This is a genomic window from Erwinia sp. Leaf53, assembly GCF_001422605.1.
GTDB lineage: Bacteria > Pseudomonadota > Gammaproteobacteria > Enterobacterales > Enterobacteriaceae > Erwinia.
The window spans coordinates 415640-433206 of the sequence record NZ_LMLK01000022.1 but is presented as its reverse complement, the minus strand read 5'-3'; the positions used below and the strand labels follow the sequence as shown (position 1 = coordinate 433206).

The 17567-nt window shown below is 61.0% G+C and carries 15 protein-coding genes; 11 read left to right on the top strand and 4 right to left on the bottom strand.

All coding sequences use genetic code 11. The annotated features are described in order from the left end of the window. The first annotated feature begins 12 nt into the window (after positions 1 to 12). From ASF13_RS15750 to ASF13_RS15740, 3 genes are all read left to right on the top strand, one after another. On the top strand, positions 13 to 786 hold the full coding sequence (locus tag ASF13_RS15750) for a transporter substrate-binding domain-containing protein (protein WP_056238113.1): 774 nt from the start codon (positions 13 to 15) through the stop codon (positions 784 to 786). 110 nt (positions 787 to 896) lie between these two features. Next, positions 897 to 1598, top strand: a complete 702-nt coding sequence (locus tag ASF13_RS15745; protein ID WP_056238109.1) for a YafY family protein — start codon at positions 897 to 899, stop codon at positions 1596 to 1598. A gap of 57 nt (positions 1599 to 1655) precedes the next feature. Continuing rightward, complete coding sequence (locus ASF13_RS15740; RefSeq protein WP_056238106.1) at positions 1656 to 2024, top strand: VOC family protein; 369 nt, start codon at positions 1656 to 1658, stop codon at positions 2022 to 2024. A 35-nt stretch (positions 2025 to 2059) separates the two neighbouring features. Here ASF13_RS15740 and pepT read toward each other — a convergent pair whose 3' ends face one another. Then, positions 2060 to 3295: a peptidase T gene (gene pepT / locus ASF13_RS15735; protein WP_056238103.1), complete on the bottom strand. Its 1236-nt coding sequence runs from the start codon at positions 3293 to 3295 to the stop codon at positions 2060 to 2062. A 127-nt stretch (positions 3296 to 3422) separates the two neighbouring features. Between pepT and ASF13_RS15730 the strand changes: the two genes are divergently transcribed. After that, positions 3423 to 5015 carry an ABC transporter substrate-binding protein gene (locus tag ASF13_RS15730; protein ID WP_056238098.1) on the top strand — a complete coding sequence of 531 codons (1593 nt, stop codon included), beginning with the start codon at positions 3423 to 3425 and terminating at the stop codon, positions 5013 to 5015. A gap of 259 nt (positions 5016 to 5274) precedes the next feature. After that, positions 5275 to 6549, top strand: a complete 1275-nt coding sequence (locus ASF13_RS15725) for an MFS transporter (protein ID WP_056238096.1) — start codon at positions 5275 to 5277, stop codon at positions 6547 to 6549. A 105-nt stretch (positions 6550 to 6654) separates the two neighbouring features. Here the strand turns inward: ASF13_RS15725 and ASF13_RS15720 are convergent, their stop codons facing one another. Further along, complete coding sequence (locus tag ASF13_RS15720) at positions 6655 to 7578, bottom strand: LysR family transcriptional regulator (RefSeq protein WP_056238091.1); 924 nt, start codon at positions 7576 to 7578, stop codon at positions 6655 to 6657. Positions 7579 to 7745: 167 nt separating this feature from the next. Here ASF13_RS15720 and ASF13_RS15715 point away from each other — a divergent pair, with 167 nt between their 5' ends. From ASF13_RS15715 to rluF, 5 genes are all read left to right on the top strand, one after another. After that, positions 7746 to 9170 carry a M20 family metallopeptidase gene (locus ASF13_RS15715; protein ID WP_056238089.1) on the top strand — a complete coding sequence of 475 codons (1425 nt, stop codon included), beginning with the start codon at positions 7746 to 7748 and terminating at the stop codon, positions 9168 to 9170. Then, positions 9167 to 10438: an MFS transporter gene (locus ASF13_RS15710; protein ID WP_056238088.1), complete on the top strand. Its 1272-nt coding sequence runs from the start codon at positions 9167 to 9169 to the stop codon at positions 10436 to 10438. Before ASF13_RS15715 ends, ASF13_RS15710 begins: the two co-directional genes overlap by 4 nt. Positions 10439 to 10769: 331 nt before the next feature. Next, complete coding sequence (locus ASF13_RS15705) at positions 10770 to 12089, top strand: OprD family outer membrane porin (RefSeq protein WP_056238085.1); 1320 nt, start codon at positions 10770 to 10772, stop codon at positions 12087 to 12089. A 34-nt stretch (positions 12090 to 12123) separates the two neighbouring features. After that, entirely contained in the window at positions 12124 to 13014 is an 891-nt protein-coding gene (surE, locus tag ASF13_RS15700; RefSeq protein ID WP_056238083.1) for a 5'/3'-nucleotidase SurE, read from the top strand. Positions 13015 to 13252: 238 nt separating this feature from the next. Continuing rightward, positions 13253 to 14134 carry a 23S rRNA pseudouridine(2604) synthase RluF gene (gene rluF / locus ASF13_RS15695; protein WP_056238081.1) on the top strand — a complete coding sequence of 294 codons (882 nt, stop codon included), beginning with the start codon at positions 13253 to 13255 and terminating at the stop codon, positions 14132 to 14134. Positions 14135 to 14273: 139 nt separating this feature from the next. Here rluF and ASF13_RS24410 read toward each other — a convergent pair whose 3' ends face one another. Then, positions 14274 to 14390 carry a bacteriocin gene (locus tag ASF13_RS24410; RefSeq protein ID WP_146005509.1) on the bottom strand — a complete coding sequence of 39 codons (117 nt, stop codon included), beginning with the start codon at positions 14388 to 14390 and terminating at the stop codon, positions 14274 to 14276. Between the two features lie 223 nt (positions 14391 to 14613). Continuing rightward, entirely contained in the window at positions 14614 to 16050 is a 1437-nt protein-coding gene (gene aldA, locus ASF13_RS15690; protein ID WP_056238078.1) for an aldehyde dehydrogenase, read from the bottom strand. A gap of 384 nt (positions 16051 to 16434) precedes the next feature. Between aldA and rhaT the strand changes: the two genes are divergently transcribed. Continuing rightward, positions 16435 to 17469, top strand: a complete 1035-nt coding sequence (gene rhaT, locus ASF13_RS15685) for an L-rhamnose/proton symporter RhaT (protein WP_056238076.1) — start codon at positions 16435 to 16437, stop codon at positions 17467 to 17469. Positions 17470 to 17567: the final 98 nt, after the last annotated feature.

Below are 17567 nucleotides of genomic sequence, written 5' to 3'. Positions count from 1 at the left end.
GAGGGGAAGTGAATGAAGAAAATCAATGCGTTGTGCGTCGTGGCCGGTCTGCTGGCCTCCATGTCGGTGATGGCAGAAAATCTGCGTTACGGCGTGGAATCACAGTATCCGCCGTTTGAAAGCCGCAACGCGCAGGGTGAGCTGGAAGGCTTTGATATCGAGCTGGGTAACGCCATCTGTAAGGTGGGCAACTTTACCTGCAGCTGGGTGGAGAGCAGCTTTGACGCGCTGATCCCGGCGCTGTCGGCAAAGAAGTTTGACGCTATCAACTCCGCGATGAATATCACCGAAGCGCGGGCTAAAAGCATCGGTTTTACCAAACCGATCTATCGCATTCCAAGCATGCTGATCGGTAAAACCGGCGCGGTAAAAGAGGCGACGGCTGAAGGGCTGCAGGGTAAAAACATCGGCGTGCTGCAGGGGTCTATTCAGGAAACCTACGCCAAGCAGCACTGGGAGCCGAAAGGGGTTACCGTGACCTCCTATCAGGATCAGAACCAGGTGTATAACGACATGGTTGCCGGCCGTCTTGACGGCACGCTGGTGATGTCGGCCGCCGGTCAGTCCGGCTTCCTCGACAAACCGCAGGGTAAAGGCTTCGGCTTTATCGGCCAGGCGGTCGATGACGACAAGATCCTCGGCAGCGGCATCGGTTACGGCCTGCGTAAGGACGACACTAAGCTGAAAGCCGCGCTGGATGAGGCGATCGTCAAAGTGCAGAACGACGGCACCATCACTAAACTGGCCGCGAAGTACTTCCCGGGCATCGACGTTTCAGTGAAATAATTCGTCCGAGAAGACCATTTTTACCCCACGGGGCCGCTCTGTCGGCCCCTTTTTACGTTATTATCCGCCCATCGCCACCCTTTCCATTTTTCTCTAAAGGTCACCCCATCATGTCACGCGCCCAGCGCCTGCTCGATATCCTGCAGCTTCTGCGTAACCACCGCTTTCCGGTGACCGCGCATCAGCTGGCTGAACAACTCAGCATCAGCACCCGCACCCTGTATCGTGATATCGCCACGCTGCAACAGCAGGGGGCCGATATCGTCGGCGAAGCCGGGCTGGGCTACGTGCTGCGCCCCGGTTTTACCCTGCCGCCGCTGATGTTCAGCCAGGCGGAGATCGCCGCCCTGGTGCTCGGCTCACGCTGGGTCGGCAGCCGCGCCGACAACGAGCTGGCCGGTGCCGCCCACTCGGCGCTGAGCAAGATTGCCGCGGTGCTGCCGGACGAGCTGAGAAGCCAGCTGGAGCTGTCGCCGCTGCTGGTCGGGCCGGCCGCCGTCAGCGTGCCGATCAGCGGTGAAACGCCGGAGCTGCGCCGGGCGATCGAACAGCAGCGCATCGTGCGTATTGATTATCTGGATCTGCGTGATGAGGTCAGCCAGCGCATGCTGTGGCCGCTGGCGATCGGTTACTTCGACAGCGTGCAGCTGCTGATCGCCTGGTGCGAACTGCGCGGGGATTTTCGCCACTTCCGCCTCGACCGCATCACTGCGATTACCTACACCCAGCGCCGCTACCGCCAGTCGCGCAGCGCGTTGCTGAAAACCTGGCGCAGCCAGCAGGGCATTAAAGCGCAGGGCTTCGGCTACTGACGGAAACTGTCACTGGCGCCGCGTACTCTCTGCGTATCAACCAACGGGGAGAGCACCATGAAAGCACTAAACTTCACCATCCTGTACGTCAGCGATCCGGCGGCCAGCGCCGCGTTCTATCAGCGTCTGCTGGGCCTGCCGCCGGTTGAGCAGTCGGCCACCTTCGCCATGTTTGTGCTGCCGGACGGCGGGCGGCTGGGCCTGTGGCGGCGGGACGGCGTGCGCCCGGCGGCCACGCCGGGCAGCAGCCAGTCGGAACTGGTGCTGAGCGCCGCCAGCCGCGAAGAGGTGGATAGCTGCCATCAGCAGTGGCAGCAGTGGGGGATAAATATTCTGCAGCAGCCGGTCAGCATGGACTTCGGCTACACCTTCACCGCCGCTGACGACGACGGCCACCGGCTGCGCGTTTACGTGTACGAAGAATAAAGGCGCGGCCGGCAGCGGGTCCGGGTAGCCGGAGATTACGCCTGTGCCGCCAGCAGGCAGATCTTCTCGGCCAGCTGATACGACTTCACAAACGACGGCAGCGGCAGGAACTCGAAGCGCGAGTGGAAGTTGTGCGCGCCGGTAAAGAAGTTCGGCGTCAGCAGCCCTTTGGCGGACAGGGCGGCACCGTCGGTGCCGCCGCGCATCGGGATCACCTTCGGCTCAATGTCCAGTTCGGCCATTGCGGCGAAGATCAGATCAATCGGCCGGCGGTCGTCGCCGATCGCGTTGCTGATGTTGCTGTAGGTGTCGCTGATGCTCACTTCCACGCGGCCGGTTGGATTGGCCAGGCGAATTTTGTCTGCCACCGCCTCAATCTGCTGCTTGCGTGCGGCGAAGCTGACAAGGTCAAAATCGCGAATTGATGCCTTCAGCACCGCGCTGCTGGCACCGGCCTGCATATCGTTGAACCAGGTGTAGCCTTCACGGCCTTCGGTGTGCTCCGGCGTCTGCTGGCGGTCAAAGTGGCCGATAAAATCCCACGCCATCAGCAGCGGGTTAACCAGCACCCCTTTACCGGACATCGGGTGCGCCGCCACGCCGGTAAAGCGGATCTCGGCGGCCGCGGCGTTAAAGTTCTCAAACACCACTTCCCCCAGTTCGCAGCAGTCGATGGTGTAGGCGAAATCGACGTTAAAACGCGAGGTCAGATCCAGCGCCTTGGCCCCGCGCAGGCCGATCTCCTCGTCCGGCACAAAGGCCACCACGATATCGCCGTGCGGCTGATCCGCGCGCAGGTTCTCCAGCAGCGTCATCACCACCGTGACCGCCGCCTTGTTATCTGCCCCCAGCACGCTGGTGCCGTCGCTGAAGATAATCTCCTGCCCCTGATAGCGGGCGATTTCCGGGTGCTGCGCGGTACGCAGCCAGATATCCTGTTCCGCGTTCAGGCAGAGATCCTGCCCCTCAAAGCGCAGCTTTTGCGGCTTAATGTGCGGCGACAGCCCGACGTCAACGGTGTCGATATGAGTGATAAAGCCGATGCGCGGTGCCCCCGGACGGTTGCCGGGCTTCACGGCGGTGACGGTGGCGAACTCATCAATCACCACCTGCTGCAGGCCCAGCGCGCGCAGCTCATCGGCCAGCAGCTGCGCCATATCATGCTGCTCCGGCGTGCTCGGCAGCACGCTGGCGGTGGCGTCACTCTGGCTGCTGACGGCCAGATAGCGGAAGAAACGGTCGGTTAGCTGGCGTTCCAGTGAGACAGTCATCACAATTCCTTATCGATTGCCGATTACCCGGATTAGGTAATATGACGAATAGTGTGGTTTATTAATCAGCTACCTTCTGGTTTTACGCACTGCCCCCGGACACTGTCAAATAAAAATGAGGATGGAGATGAACAAGAGACTGATTAGCGCCCTGATCGCCGCGCTCTCACTGACCGCCGGCTCCGCCGTCGCCGCCAAAACGCTGGTCTACTGCTCAGAGGGCTCACCGGAGAACTTTAATCCGCAGCTCTACACCTCCGGTACCAGCGTGGACGCCAGCGCGGTACCGATTTACAACCGGCTGGTGGACTTCACTCCCGGCACTACCGAACTGATCCCGAGCCTGGCAGAAAGCTGGGAGATCAGCCCGGATGGCACGGTCTACACCTTCCATCTGCGCAAGGGGGTGAAGTTTCACAGCAACAAAAACTTTAAGCCCACGCGCGATTTTAACGCCGACGACGTGATCTTCTCGTTTATGCGTCAGAAAGATCCGGCCAACCCGTATCACAAGGTCTCGAAGGGCAGCTACGCCAACTTTGAAAGCCTGGAGCTGGGCACGCTGCTGAAGAGCATCGACAAGGTCGACGAGCACACCGTGCGCTTCACCCTGGCCCACGCCGAAGCGCCGTTCCTCGCCGATCTCGCCTGGTACTTTGCCTCGATCCTGCCGGCAGAATATGCCGACGCGATGCTGAAAGCCGGCACGCCGGAAAAAGTCGACCGCGAGCCGATCGGTACCGGGCCGTTTGAGCTGGTGCAGTACCAGAAGGACGCACGCATCCTCTACCGCGCCTTCCCGGACTACTGGCAGGGCAAGGCGAAGCTGGACCGGCTGGTGTTCAGCATCACCCCGGACGCCTCGGTGCGCGCCGCCAAGGTGGAAAAAAATGAATGCCAGGTGATGCCGTTCCCTAACCCGGCCGACCTGGCACGGCTGGGGGAGAATAAAAATATCACCCTGATGCAGAAGGCCGGGCTGAACACCGGTTTCCTCGCCTTTAACACGCAGAAAGCCCCGCTGGATAACGTGAAGGTGCGCCAGGCGCTGACCATGGCGATTAACAAGCCGGCGATCGTTGAAGCGGTATTCCACGGCACCGGCACGGCGGCGAAAAACCTGCTGCCGCCGGGCGTCTGGAGTGCGGACGCCGACCTGAAGGACTACGACTACGATCCCCAGGGGGCGCAGGCGCTGCTGAAGCAGGCCGGGATTGCGCCGGGCACCACCATTGACCTGTGGGCAATGCCGGTGCAGCGCCCGTACAACCCTAATGCCCGCCGTATGGCGGAGATGATCCAGTCGGACTGGGCAAAGGTCGGTATTAAGGCGAATATCGTTACCTACGAGTGGGGCGAATACCTGAAACGAGTAAAAGACGGCGAGCATCAGGCGGCGCTGATGGGCTGGACCACCGCCACCGGCGATCCGGATAACTTCTTCGGCCCGCTGTTCAGCTGCACCTCTGCCAGCGGCGGCTCCAACTCGGCGAAGTGGTGTTACAAACCGTTTGACCAGCTGATTACCAACGCGCGCGCCGAGCAGGATCATGACAAACGCGTGGCGATGTATAAAGAGGCGCAGCAGATTATGCATGACCAGTCGCCGGCGGTGATGATTGCCCACTCGACCATCTTCGAACCGGTGCGCAAGGAGGTCAGCGGCTACGAGGTTGATCCGTTCGGCAAGCATATCTTCTACCAGGTGGATCTGAAGTAACCCGTTCCCCGGCCAGCGGCCGGGGAGTTTAACCGGGATAACCGCAGAGCCGGAAATGCATCTGCTGCCTTCTGCGGCCACGCCAGGTGCAAGCGAAAAGCAGCCGGATCCCCCTTGAGCAGGCTGACGACAGGGTAATCCGGTTTTTTTGTGCTTAACCCGCGCCATCCCCGCGCACAACTCTCTGATTTTCGATAAATATCCATGGGTAATTTTGCTAGTTATGTCGTGAGAACCTCAACGGAAGGAAATCCCGCACATGACCTGCACAAAACAACACCGCGCCTCTGCACCCCCCGGACTGCTGCCGACGCTGGCTGCCACCTGCGCCGGCAACGCGCTGGAGTGGTACGACCTGGTCATTTATGCCTTTTTTGCCCGCTACATCAGCCAGACCTTCTTCCCGGCAGCCGACCCCACGGTGGCGCTGCTGCTCACCTTCGGCAGTTTTGGTGCCTCCTTTCTGATTCGTCCCCTCGGTGCCGTGGTACTCGGCGCTTATGCCGATCGGCACGGACGTAAAAAGGCGCTGCTGCTGACCATCGGCCTGATGATGCTGGGTACACTGATGATCCTGCTGATGCCTGGCTATCAGCAGATCGGGCTACTGGCACCGCTGCTGGTGCTGCTGGCGCGGCTGATTCAGGGCTTTTCCGCCGGCGGTGAGTTCGGCAGCTCCACTACGTTTCTGGTTGAGCATTTTCCCGCACGCAGGGTGTTTATCGCCAGCTGGCAGATCGCTACCCAGGGCGCGAGTACCGTGCTGGCCGCCGGCGCAGGCTGGCTGATGACCGCCTGGCTCACCGAGCCTCAGCTGTATGCGTGGGGGTGGCGGGTGCCCTTTATCTTTGGCCTGCTGCTGGGGCCTGTCGGGCTGTGGATGCGGCGCAACATCCAGGAGCCGCCCGGTTTTGTGACGCCAGGTGCCGGCCATTCGCCGCTGAAGCTGCTGATGTTGCAGCATAAGGCGCGCCTGCTGCTGGCTACCGGGCTGATCGTGCTGCCAACCGGGATCAACTATATGATCAACTTTGTGCCGACCTACGCGATGGAAAATCTGCACCTGCCGGGTTCCGTCAGTTTTGCGGCCACCCTGAGCGCCGGGGTGGTGCTGACGCTGCTGACCCCGCTGGTCGGGATGCTGGCGGAGCGGGTGGGGCGCGTACCGCTGATGGCCGCAGCGGTGCTGGCGCTGTTAATCAGCCTCTGGCCGGCGTTCTGGCTGCTGACCCACCGGCCGTCATCAGCCACGCTGCTGCTGGTCGTGTGCTGGCTGGCGGTTACCCAGTCGTTTTACTTTGCCTGCGTGCCGTCGGCGCTGGCCGATCTGTTTCCCATCCGGATCCGCACCAGCGGCATGTCGATTGGCTATAACGTGGCGGTCACCCTGTTCGGCGGCTTTGCACCGATGATCTGCACCCTGCTGATTGCGCTGACCGGTTCGCTGCTGGCACCCGCCTACTACCTGCTGATGCTGGCACCGCTGAGCGCCGCTGCGCTGTGGTGCAGCCGCAGCGCGCTGGCGGAACGCTGATGTTGCGCCCCGCGCAAAGCCGCTGCCACTCCCCCTTGCCTGCGCTGAGCGATGGCCGCTCCCGCGTTGCGCCGGGCGGTATGGTTTCACCGGCCCGTACCGTGTTTACAGCGCAAAAGCCTCGCGGATCTGCCGATCCTGCCGCTGCAGCTCGCGGCAGGCAAACTCCACGAACAGCGTTTGTGCCTGCGTTGGCTTGCGGCCGGAGGCGGTCTGCACCTGCAGCGAACGCTGACTCATCTGCTCAATGCCGGGTGATTTCAGTATCAGCTCCTGCTCCACCTGTGGATACATCACGCTGAACTGGCTGCAGATGGTCACCGCTAGCGGCGTCTGCATCAGAAAGGTGTGGAGGGTGCTGAAATTGTTGCAGGTGAGCACCGGCTCCAGAAAAGTGCCACCCATCTGGCAGGCGAGGTCGAACAGCTGGCGCACGGTGGTGCCGGTGTGCGGCAGCGCCAGCGGGTAGGCCTGCAGGTCACTGAGGCGAATCTGCCGTGAGGCCAGCGGGTGGTCCCGCTGCATCACCAGCAGCACCGGCGCGGGCCAGGAGCCGGCAACGTCCACCGCCGGCTCGGCAAACAGGCTGAACTGCAGGGCGACATCGCACTCGCCGCGGCTGAGCAGGGCGGCAATCTGCTGGGTGTCGACGACGTTCAGGTGAAAGCTGACGCCCGGACGCTGCTGGCGGAAGCGGCTGCACAGCAGCGGCAGCAGGCTGAAGGCCGCGCCGTCGGTACAGGCCACGCGCAGGGCGGTGCGGCGCACGGCGGTCAGCCCTTTGATCTCCGCCAGCGCGTGCTCCATATCCAGCAGGCTGCGGCGCACGTGGTTCTCGAAAATTTTACCGGCATCGTTCAGCACCATGCCGCGCGCGTGGCGCTCAAACAGCGGGCAGCCGACCTGCGTCTCCAGCCGCTGGATCTGGCGGCTGATCGCCGAAACGGCCACAAACAGCTGCTGGCTGGCGGCGCTGAGTGAACCGCAGCTGGCGACGGCTAAAAAATAGCGGATTTCGGTACTGTGCAAGGTGTGCTCTCTGAAGGGGCATGGGCCAGGATCGTGCATATTAGCATTGCTTTGAGAGCAAAGCGTCGTTGTTAATTTGATAATTGTGGCAAGCCATGTCGCTGGCATACAACTACAGGGCAAACACAAAAAACATAATCATAAACATTCAAACAAACGGACCGACTATGACAGGTGAACAGGCGGTGGCGCAGGCCACGGCGTATTTTGACAGCGGCGCGTTTAAAGCGCTGCTGGCGCGGCGGGTGGCGCTGCGCAGCGAGAGCCAGCGTGACGACTGCGACGCGCTGATCCAGGCCTATCTGGATGATGAAATGGCCCCGGCGTTTCAGGCGCTGGGCTTTACCACCGAACAGCTCGACAATCCTCAGGCTCCGGCGCGGCCGTTCCTGCTGGCGACCCGCATTGAAGATGCGGCGCTGCCGACCCTGCTGTGCTACGGCCACGGCGACGTGGTATTTGGCGACGATGAGCACTGGCGGGACGGCCTGACGCCGTGGCAGCTGGTGGAAGAGGGCGACCGCTGGTACGGGCGCGGCAGCGCCGATAACAAGGGCCAGCACTCGGTGAATATCGCCGCGCTGGAGCAGGTAGCGGCCGCGCGCGGCGGCAAGCTCGGCTTTAACTGCAAATTCCTGATTGAGATGGGCGAAGAGGTCAGCTCGCCGGGGCTGGCTGACCTGTGCCGCCGCGAGGCGGAGAAGTTGCGGGCGGATATTTTTATCGCCTCCGACGGTCCGCGCCTCAATGCGCAGCGGCCGACGCTGTTCCTTGGTTCGCGCGGTGCGGTCAACTTCCGCCTGTCGATCCACGCCCGCGACCGCGACTACCACTCCGGCAACTGGGGCGGCCTGCTGACCAACCCGGGCACCCAGCTGGCGAACGCGCTGGCCTGCCTGGTCAACCCGCACGGCCAGCTGCAGGTGGCCGCGCTGAAGCCGCCGGCCATCAGCGCGGCGGTGAAGGCGATCCTCAGCGACATTGAGGTTGGTGAACCCGGTGGCCCGGAGATCGACCCGCAGTGGGGCGAAGCCGGCCTGACGCCGACCGAACGCCTGTACGGCTGGAATACGCTGGAGGTGCTGGCAATGGTGGCCGGCAACCCGCAGCGGCCGATGAACGCCATTCCCGGTTCGGCCAGCGCGGTGTGCCAGCTGCGCTTTGTGGTGGACACCGACTGGCAGAATATCGGCAGCCATCTGCGCGCTCACCTCGACGCCCACGGCTTCCCGCAGGTGGCGGTTGAGGTGCTGCGTGGCTCGCCGGCCACCCGCCTTGACCCGACCGACCCGCTGGTTGGCTGGGCGCTGGCGGCGATGGCCGAGACCAGCGGCAAGAAGCCGGCGCTGCTGCCGAACCTAGGCGGTTCGCTGCCGAATGACGTGTTTGCGCAGATCCTCGGCCTGCCCACGCTGTGGGTACCGCACTCTTACCCGGCCTGTGGCCAGCATGCGGTGGATGAACACATGCTCAGGTCGATTGCCCGTGAAGGGCTGCAGATGATGACCCGGCTGTTCTGGGATCTGGGTGAACAGGGTGGCGAGCTGCTGGCCCGCCATCGCGCGCACCGTGCGCAGGAGGAGCAGGCATGAGCACTCACGTTGAAACGCAATCCGTCGTACAGCCTAATCTGTACAAAACGCTGTTTGCCACCTGCGTCGGTAACGCGCTGGAGTGGTTTGATATCGCGGTATACGCCTTCTTTGCCAGCTATATCGCCCACGTCTTCTTCCCAACGGCTGACCCGTCGGTCTCGCTGCTGCTGACCTTCGGCAGCTTCGGCATCTCGTTCCTGATCCGTCCGCTGGGCGCGGTGGTGCTCGGCGCCTATGCCGACCGCCACGGGCGCAAAAAGGCGCTGCTGGTGTCGATTACGCTGATGATGATCGGCGGGCTGATGATCGCCGTGATGCCGGGCTATGAAACCCTCGGCGTGGCGGCACCGCTTCTTATCCTGCTGGCGCGGCTGATTCAGGGCTTTTCGGCCGGCGGTGAGTTCGGCAGTTCTACCGCGTTCCTTGTCGAGCATTTCCCGCAGCGGCGGGCGTTTATCGCCAGCTGGCAGTTCGCCACCCAGGGGGCCAGCACGCTGATGGCCGCCGCGTTTGGCCTCGGGCTGACCACATGGCTGACCGAAACACAGATTCAGGACTGGGGATGGCGCATTCCGTTCTTCTTTGGCCTGCTGATTGGCCCGGTGGGTCTTTATATCCGCCGCCACGTGCATGAGCCGGCCAGCTTTGTGGCGCAGAAGAAGGTGGAGTCGCCGCTGAAGATGCTGGGAGGCCAGCAGAAAACCCTGCTGCTGCTGGCGATGGGGCTGATGGTGATCTCCACCGGGGTCAATTACATGCTCAACTATGTGCCGACCTACGCCACCAAAAACCTGCATCTCTCCGGCTCGGTGGCCTTTGGTGCCACGCTGCTGGCCGGGGTGATCCTGACGGTGGTCACGCCGCTGATGGGCCTGTGGGCGGAGAAGGTCGGCCGGGTGCGCATCATGTGGTGGGCGCTGGGGCTGCTGGGCGTGACCATCTGGCCGGCGTTTATGCTGGTGGTCAATCACACCTCACCGACCACGCTGATGCTGCTGGTTGGCTGGATGGCGCTGCTGAAGTCCGCCTACTTTGCCGCCGTGCCGTCGATGATGGCCGATCTGTTCCCGGTGCAGACCCGTGCCAGCGGCATGGCGATTGCCTACAACCTGGCGGTGACCATTTTTGGCGGCTTTGCGCCGCTGATCTGTACGCTGCTGATTAGCCTGACCGGCACCGCGCTGGCCCCGAGCTACTATCTGGTAGCGCTGGCGCTGATTAGCGCCGTGGCGTTGTTCAACAGCCAGCGACGCACCGGACGTTAACCCCTTCACCGCATCACAGCTCGCCAAAGGCCGGGATATCCCGGCCTTTTTTTCAACCTGACTTTGGCATTTAGTGCCTAAATAATCGCCAGATCTGCTTCTGCCGTTGTCTGCCTCACAATTTTTTAAATCAACCAAAGCTTCCTGTATTTTCCTGATTGTCACTGATGTTACTGTTTCAGTGTTGATTTATCACGTCTGTTACTGGAGACAATAAAAAACACTCGTCAGCCACCGCCCGCGCCGCGGTGCGGGCAGCAAGGGTGACGAGGTAACGCGGATGAGGGAGCGGTACATCCGGTCAGCTGTTCAGGGAACCAGGGAGGAGAGAATGAAAACTACCATCAGGGTGAAAAAAAGCGCGCTGCTGCTGGCAGCAGCGCTGTGGGCGGGCCAGGCGGCGGCCGGGCGGGACAGCCTGCACGGGTTGCTGACGGATAGCCACCTCGACGTTACGTTAAAAAATATCTGGATGACCAATACCACCGATGCTCTTGAGGAGCAGGGGATCGGGCCGCAGAATGCCTGGGCGCAGGGGTTGCTTGTCGATTACCGCAGCGGCGCGTATCACGGTTTTGGGCTGGATGCCTCCTGGTACGGGGTCGGCAAACTCTACGCCAACCGCTCATTTGCCGGGCGCGATCTGGTGCGCGATAACCACGGCCACGCGGAGGGGTTCAGCAAGCTCGGCCAGCTCTATCTGCGTAGCTATGTTGGTGATGCCACCCGGTTTCTGCAGACGAAGGCCGGCTGGCAGCAGCTGTACAAATTTGGCGTGCTGAACGTTACCCGTAGCCGCGCCGCCCCCAGCAGCTGGCAGGGGCTGAGCGCGGAGGGCCGGTTTGAACAGCTTTACGCCCGTGCCGCGCTGGTCAATAAATTTTCCGAGCGTGACGAGCCGGAAAAACGCCATTTTATGACGCTAAGCAGTAATAAGCGCATCGACTATATTGCCACCGCCGATCTCACCTGGCAGCCGCAGAAGGGGCGCGCCATCACCCTGGTAGGGGGTGAAAGTAAAGACTACATCCGCAGGCTGGGCGTCGAGTCGGCCTGGTCGCAGCCGCTGGCTGAAGACCTCAACCTGCTGCTGCGCGGCGTTTATTATTACAACCAGGGATTGCGCGAGTGGGAGGGGGCGCGTGGCTTCAGCCATCAGGCTCAGCACCTTTTTGGCCTGGTCGGCATTGCCACCGCCCGCACCGAGGCGGGAATCGGCTGGTCAGTAACCCGCGCCAGGCTGGATAACAATCTTGGCCGCTTCTACTGGCATCTGGGTAAAAATACCCGCGGTGCCTTCAATAGCAAAGCCGACGCCCCGGGCAACGACTATGTTAACGATGGCGAACAGATGCTGTATGGCTACGGCCAGTATCAGATTTCGCCGGAATGGCTGGCCGGGTTGTACGCCTACTACGGTGACCATATGCGCTATCGCGGCGTGGCGATGCGCGAGTGGGAATATGGCGGGTTTATCTCGTGGGCACCGGAACGGCTACCCGGTTTCACGCTGTTTGCGGGGTTAGGCCCCAGCTACAGCTGGAAACTGTCGCACGGCAAGCCGGCGCTCAACGCCAGCGGGGACGATTTTCAGCGATCTTCCGGTATTGGGGGTTCTTTCAGCCTGGAATACAAGTTTGGGCTGTTCTGACCCCCTGGCTGGATAACACCACAAGGAGAGTAAAATGAAAAAGAGTCTTGTCACCCTCGCACTGGCCGCCAGCGGCTTAAGTGTTGTCGTACAGGCTGCGCCGCTGCGCATACTGCTGGTTAACGATGATGGCTGCCGCTCGCCGGGGATCACCCAGCTACAGCGTCAGCTAGCGGACAATGGCTATGACGTGTGGCTGGTCGCCCCGGCAGAAAATCAGAGCGGGATCGGTTCTGCCATCACTATGAGGATGGGCAAAACGTTCAGCGTGCAGAAAAATGCCGATCGGCAGTTCTGCTTCCCGGGTACCCCGGCCGACTCGGTCGACTTTGGACTGTTCGGGGTGTTGCGTGATAACCCACCGGACCTGGTGATCTCCGGGGTCAATGACGGGCCCAATACCGGTGCGTCTCAGCTTAACTCAGGCACCGTTTCGGCGGCGGCGCGCGCCGTGCGCTTCGGTTACCCGGCGATAGCCGCCAGCATTGGTTACATTCTGACGCCAGAGGAGATGAGCCAGGGCTGGCCTGCGACCAAAAAATACTGGCCACAGGCGATCGACTATGTGGTGCAGGTGGTGAAAAAACTGGATCGGCAGCGCCTGGCGGGCCAGCCGTTACTGCCTGCCGGTATCGGGGTGAGTATCAACTACCCGGCGCGGGATAAAAAGCAGATTGCCGGGGTAAAAGTGATTGAAAACCAGCCTCGCCCAACGCCGCAGTTTTACTATCAGATCCAGCCTGACGGAAAGGTGCAGCAGATGATGAACGATCAACTGCTGGGCACGGATAACAGCGATACCGACGGCGGCTGGCTCAGCCGCGGCTGGATCACCTGGACGCTGTTTGACGGCCAGTGGAATACGCAACAGGGGCTGCAGCAGGTGCAAAAACTGCTTGCCGATCCTGCATTACAGCAGCCGTAACGCTTTCGGCCGGCTTCCTTCGTTATCCCGCAGCGGGCATGCCACGCGCCTGCCCGTTGCTCCTGCCACGCCGCGTTATGTCATCACAACAACAAATCCTTTGCCGACCATCACCCGTCGGTGACCATAAACTTACCGACGGTCAGCCGGTACGGGCGGCCGGCCGCTGAAAAAGACGTTACTGACGCTTCGCAAGCTACCCCGGCTGAGGTATAGTCCGCTTTTTTACGGGGGAACCATGCTGACTAACTCATCTACACGTCTTAACAAGTACATCAGCGAGAGCGGTATCTGCTCGCGTCGCGAGGCCGACCGCTATATTGAACAGGGAAATGTGTTTATCAACGGCAAGCGCGCCGCCGTCGGTGACCAGGTGGTGGCTGGCGACGTGGTGAAGGTGAACGGTCAGCTGATTGAACCGCGTAACGAAGAGGATCTGGTGCTGATTGCCCTCAACAAGCCGGTTGGCATCGTCAGCACCACCGAAGACGGCGAGCGCGACAACATCGTCGACTTCGTTAACCACAGCAAACGTGTGTTCCCGATAGGCAGGCTGGACAAAGATTCGCAGGGGCTGATCTTCCTGACCAATCACGGCGACCTGGTGAACAAAATCCTGCGGGCCGGCAACGATCACGAGAAAGAGTACGTGGTCACGGTTAACAAGCCGGTCACCGAGGAGTTTATTCGCGGCATGGGTGCCGGCGTGCCGATGCTGGGCACCGTCACCAAAAAGTGCAAGGTGAAAAAAGAGGCACCGATGGTGTTTCGTATCACCCTCGTGCAGGGGCTTAACCGTCAGATCCGCCGCATGTGCGAACATTTTGGCTACGAGGTAATGAAGCTGGAACGTACGCGGATCATGAACGTCAACCTGAAGGGCATTCCGCCCGGCGAGTGGCGTGACCTGACCGATGACGAACTGATCGCACTGTTTAAGCTGATTGAGGACTCCTCTTCAGAAGACAGCAGTCACAAAACGCGTCAGAAACCGTCACAGGCAAAAAAACCGGCCAGCGGCGCGACCAAAGGTGGCGTGACGAAAGCCGCTGAGAAAGCCACGACGCCCTCTAACCGCAAGCGTTTTGCCCAGCCAGGGCGTAAAAAGAAAGGGCGCTGAGTCAGCGTCTGCCGCAGCGGCCATTTGTCCAGCCGGTCCCTGATAAATATTCAGGGGTGATTGCGCCAGTAAAGAATAACGATAAGATGTATCAACGTCGCCGTTTTCGTTTCGTTAACGGCGACCCTGAAATCATTTATCAGCTGTTGTTACAGGGTGGCCGCTTCTTCGATCCTTTCCACAGGTCCCAAAGCCATTTCGCCGGATAGGTGCCGCCGCTTACGGATTTTAACTGCTTTTTATTCAAGAGTTTCATAACATTCCTCCTTGGTTGAGGAGGCCAATTTACGCAATAACAGCACGACAAATTGTGATTATGATCACTTAATCAGTGCGCATTGAAAATATGGATTAAATACCAGATAAATTAATTAACTATGCGTAAGCAGGTTTCTGAATATCTCTTAATCCCGCGCGGGCTGAGATAGGGAGCGCTGGAGATAAACTGGCGCCGCGCTATGTTTGCGCGGCGGCCATGATTAATACTGTAAATAGGCGACGTGGGTCTGCAGGTACTCTTCCAGGCCGTGGCGGCCGTCCGCACCGCCGATGCCTGATTTACGCCAGCCGGCGTGGAAACCCTGCATCGCCTCGAAGTTTTCGCGGTTAACGTAGGTTTCACCAAACTTCAGCGCCTTAAGCGCGGTCATCGCGGTATTAAGGTTCTGCGTGAAGATTGACGAAGTCAGGCCGTACTCGCTGTCGTTGGCCAGCGCGATCGCTTCATCCAGCGTGCTGAACTTCATCACCGGCAGCACCGGGCCGAAGGTCTCCTCCTGCATAATTGCCATCTCCTGCTGCACGTTGGTCAGCAGCGTCGGCTGGAAGAAGAAGCCTGTGTCACCCGCGCGCTTACCGCCGGTGACCAGCGTGGCACCGGCCGCCAGCGCGTCGGCCACCTTCTGCTCAACGCGCTGCAGGGCAGCGGCGGTGATCAGCGGGCCCATATCCAGCCCTTTCCGGGTGGCCGGATCGCCAAAGGTGACCTGCCCGAACGCATGGGTCAGACGTTCAACCACCTGGTCATAAACGCCTTCCTGCACGTAAAGCCGCTCGGCGCAGTTACACACCTGCCCGGTATTGATCATCCGTGAGGCGACGATCGCCCTGACCGCCAGATCGAGGTCGGCGTCGTTCATGACGATAGCAGGGGCCTTACCGCCCAGCTCCAGTGACACCTTAGTGACGTTTTTCGCCGCCGCCTGCATGGTGGCAATACCCGCGCCGACGCTGCCGGTCAGGCTGACCAGCCCAACCTTCGGGTTGGCCGCCAGCTCCGGGCCCAGCTCCGGGCCGTAGCCGGTCACCAGGTTGAACACCCCGGCGGGCAGGCCAATGCTGTCAACGATCTCTGCAAAAATAATCGCGTTATTGGGCGTCAGCTCGCTCGGCTTAATTACGATGGTGTTGCCGGTCAGCAGCGCCGGTGCGGCCTTGCGCGCGATCAGGAAGAACGGGAAGTTCCACGGCAGAATGCCGGTGGTGACGCCAATCGCCTTCTTAAACACCAGAATATTTTCGCGGGCGCGATCGCTCTGCACGATCTCACCCTCATAACGACGCGCCCAGCCGGCCATATAGTCAAGGTAGTCGGCGGTGAAGAACACTTCGGTCTCCGCCAGCTCCTGAGTTTTACCGCCTTCGGCGACGATGGTGGCCGCCAGTTCGCTGGCGCGCTGGCGGATGCCGGCGGCCAGCCTCTGCAGCCAGTTGCCGCGCTTCACGGCCGGCAGCGCTTCCCAGCCCGGCTGTGCGGCGGCGGCGGCATCGATCGCCCGTCGCGCGTCTTCGGCGCTGCCTTCAGGAATACGCGACAGCACGGCTTCGGTCGCCGGGTTAATCACCTCGATCCAACGGCCGCTGCGGTTTTCCACGAACTGGCCGTCGATATACATCTGATGCTGAACTGGGGTCATTGGTTGGATCCTCGTCAAAACGTGTTTATACGGTTGTTAATAGACAGGCAGCGCGCTGTTACACGGGTAAGAAACTGACGCATTCCGGCGGGCACTTCCTTGAGCTGACTGCCAGCAATGAGAGCCCGCTGGCAAAATTGACAAGAACGCCATGACCGGGCTGGCAAAACCGACAGCAAATCCCGAATATGAGCGACTTAGCTAAAAACGGACTTTTTCAGTAGCAAAACGGTGATTTCGGTGGATTTGTGACAGCGGTCGGCAGAAGCCGCTGAATTTTGCCATTTCCGTACAATCCGGGGCAGCCAGCCAAAGGTTGCCCGGAGGGGCTTCTCCGTAGACTCCTTCGTCAACAGGGCAAACAACAACGAAGGAAAACAACCAATGAGTGAAGCGATTATCTCTGGCATTCTGTGGCACCTGGTGGGGGCGGCCAGCGCCGCCTGCTTCTATGCGCCATTCAAGAAGGTACGTAACTGGTCATGGGAAACCATGTGGTCGGTCGGTGGGGTGATGTCATGGCTGATCCTGCCGTGGGCGGTCAGCGCCATCCTGCTGCCCAACTTCTGGGGCTACTACAGCTCGTTCTCGCTGTCGCAACTGCTGCCGGTGTTTCTGTTCGGCGCGATGTGGGGCATCGGTAACATCAACTATGGCCTGACCATGCGCTACCTCGGCATGTCGATGGGCATCGGCATCGCTATCGGCATCACGCTGGTGGTCGGCACGCTGATGACGCCGCTGCTGCAGGGGCGTTTTGTCGAACTGTTCAGCTCGTCCGGCGGCCGCCTTACGCTGGTGGGCGTGCTGGTGGCGCTGATCGGCGTGGCGATCGTCTCCCGTGCCGGGCTGCTCAAAGAGCGGGCGATGGGCATCACCGCCGAAGAGTTTAACCTCAAAAAGGGGCTGATCCTCGCGGTACTCTGCGGCATCTTCTCCGCCGGCATGTCCTTCGCCATGGACGCCGCCAAACCGATGCACGAAGCCGCCGCCGCCGCCGGTATCGACCCGCTCTACGTCGCGCTGCCAAGCTACGTGGTGATCATGGGCGGTGGCGCACTGATCAACCTCGGCTTCTGCTTTATCCGCCTGGCCACCAAAGCCAACCTGTCGGTCAAAGCCGACTTCTCGGTTGCCAAATCCATCCTGATCGCCAACGTACTGCTCTCACTGCTTGGCGGCACCATGTGGTACCTGCAGTTCTTCTTCTACGCCTGGGGCCACGCCCGCATCCCTGCGCAGTATGACTTCGTCAGCTGGATGCTGCACATGAGCTTCTACGTCCTCTGCGGCGGCCTGGTCGGCCTGGTGCTCAAAGAGTGGAACAACGTCGGCCGCAGCCCGGTCCGCGTCCTCACCGTCGGCTGCTTCGTCATCATCCTCGCCGCCAACATCGTTGGCCTCGGCATGGTCTCCTGATCCCCCGGCTGGCGGCACACCGCCGCCAGTCATAAAACCCGCAGACCACAAAGAAGTAGATTATCAGGGAGGGCAGTGGGATGAGCCCGTAGCGGGGT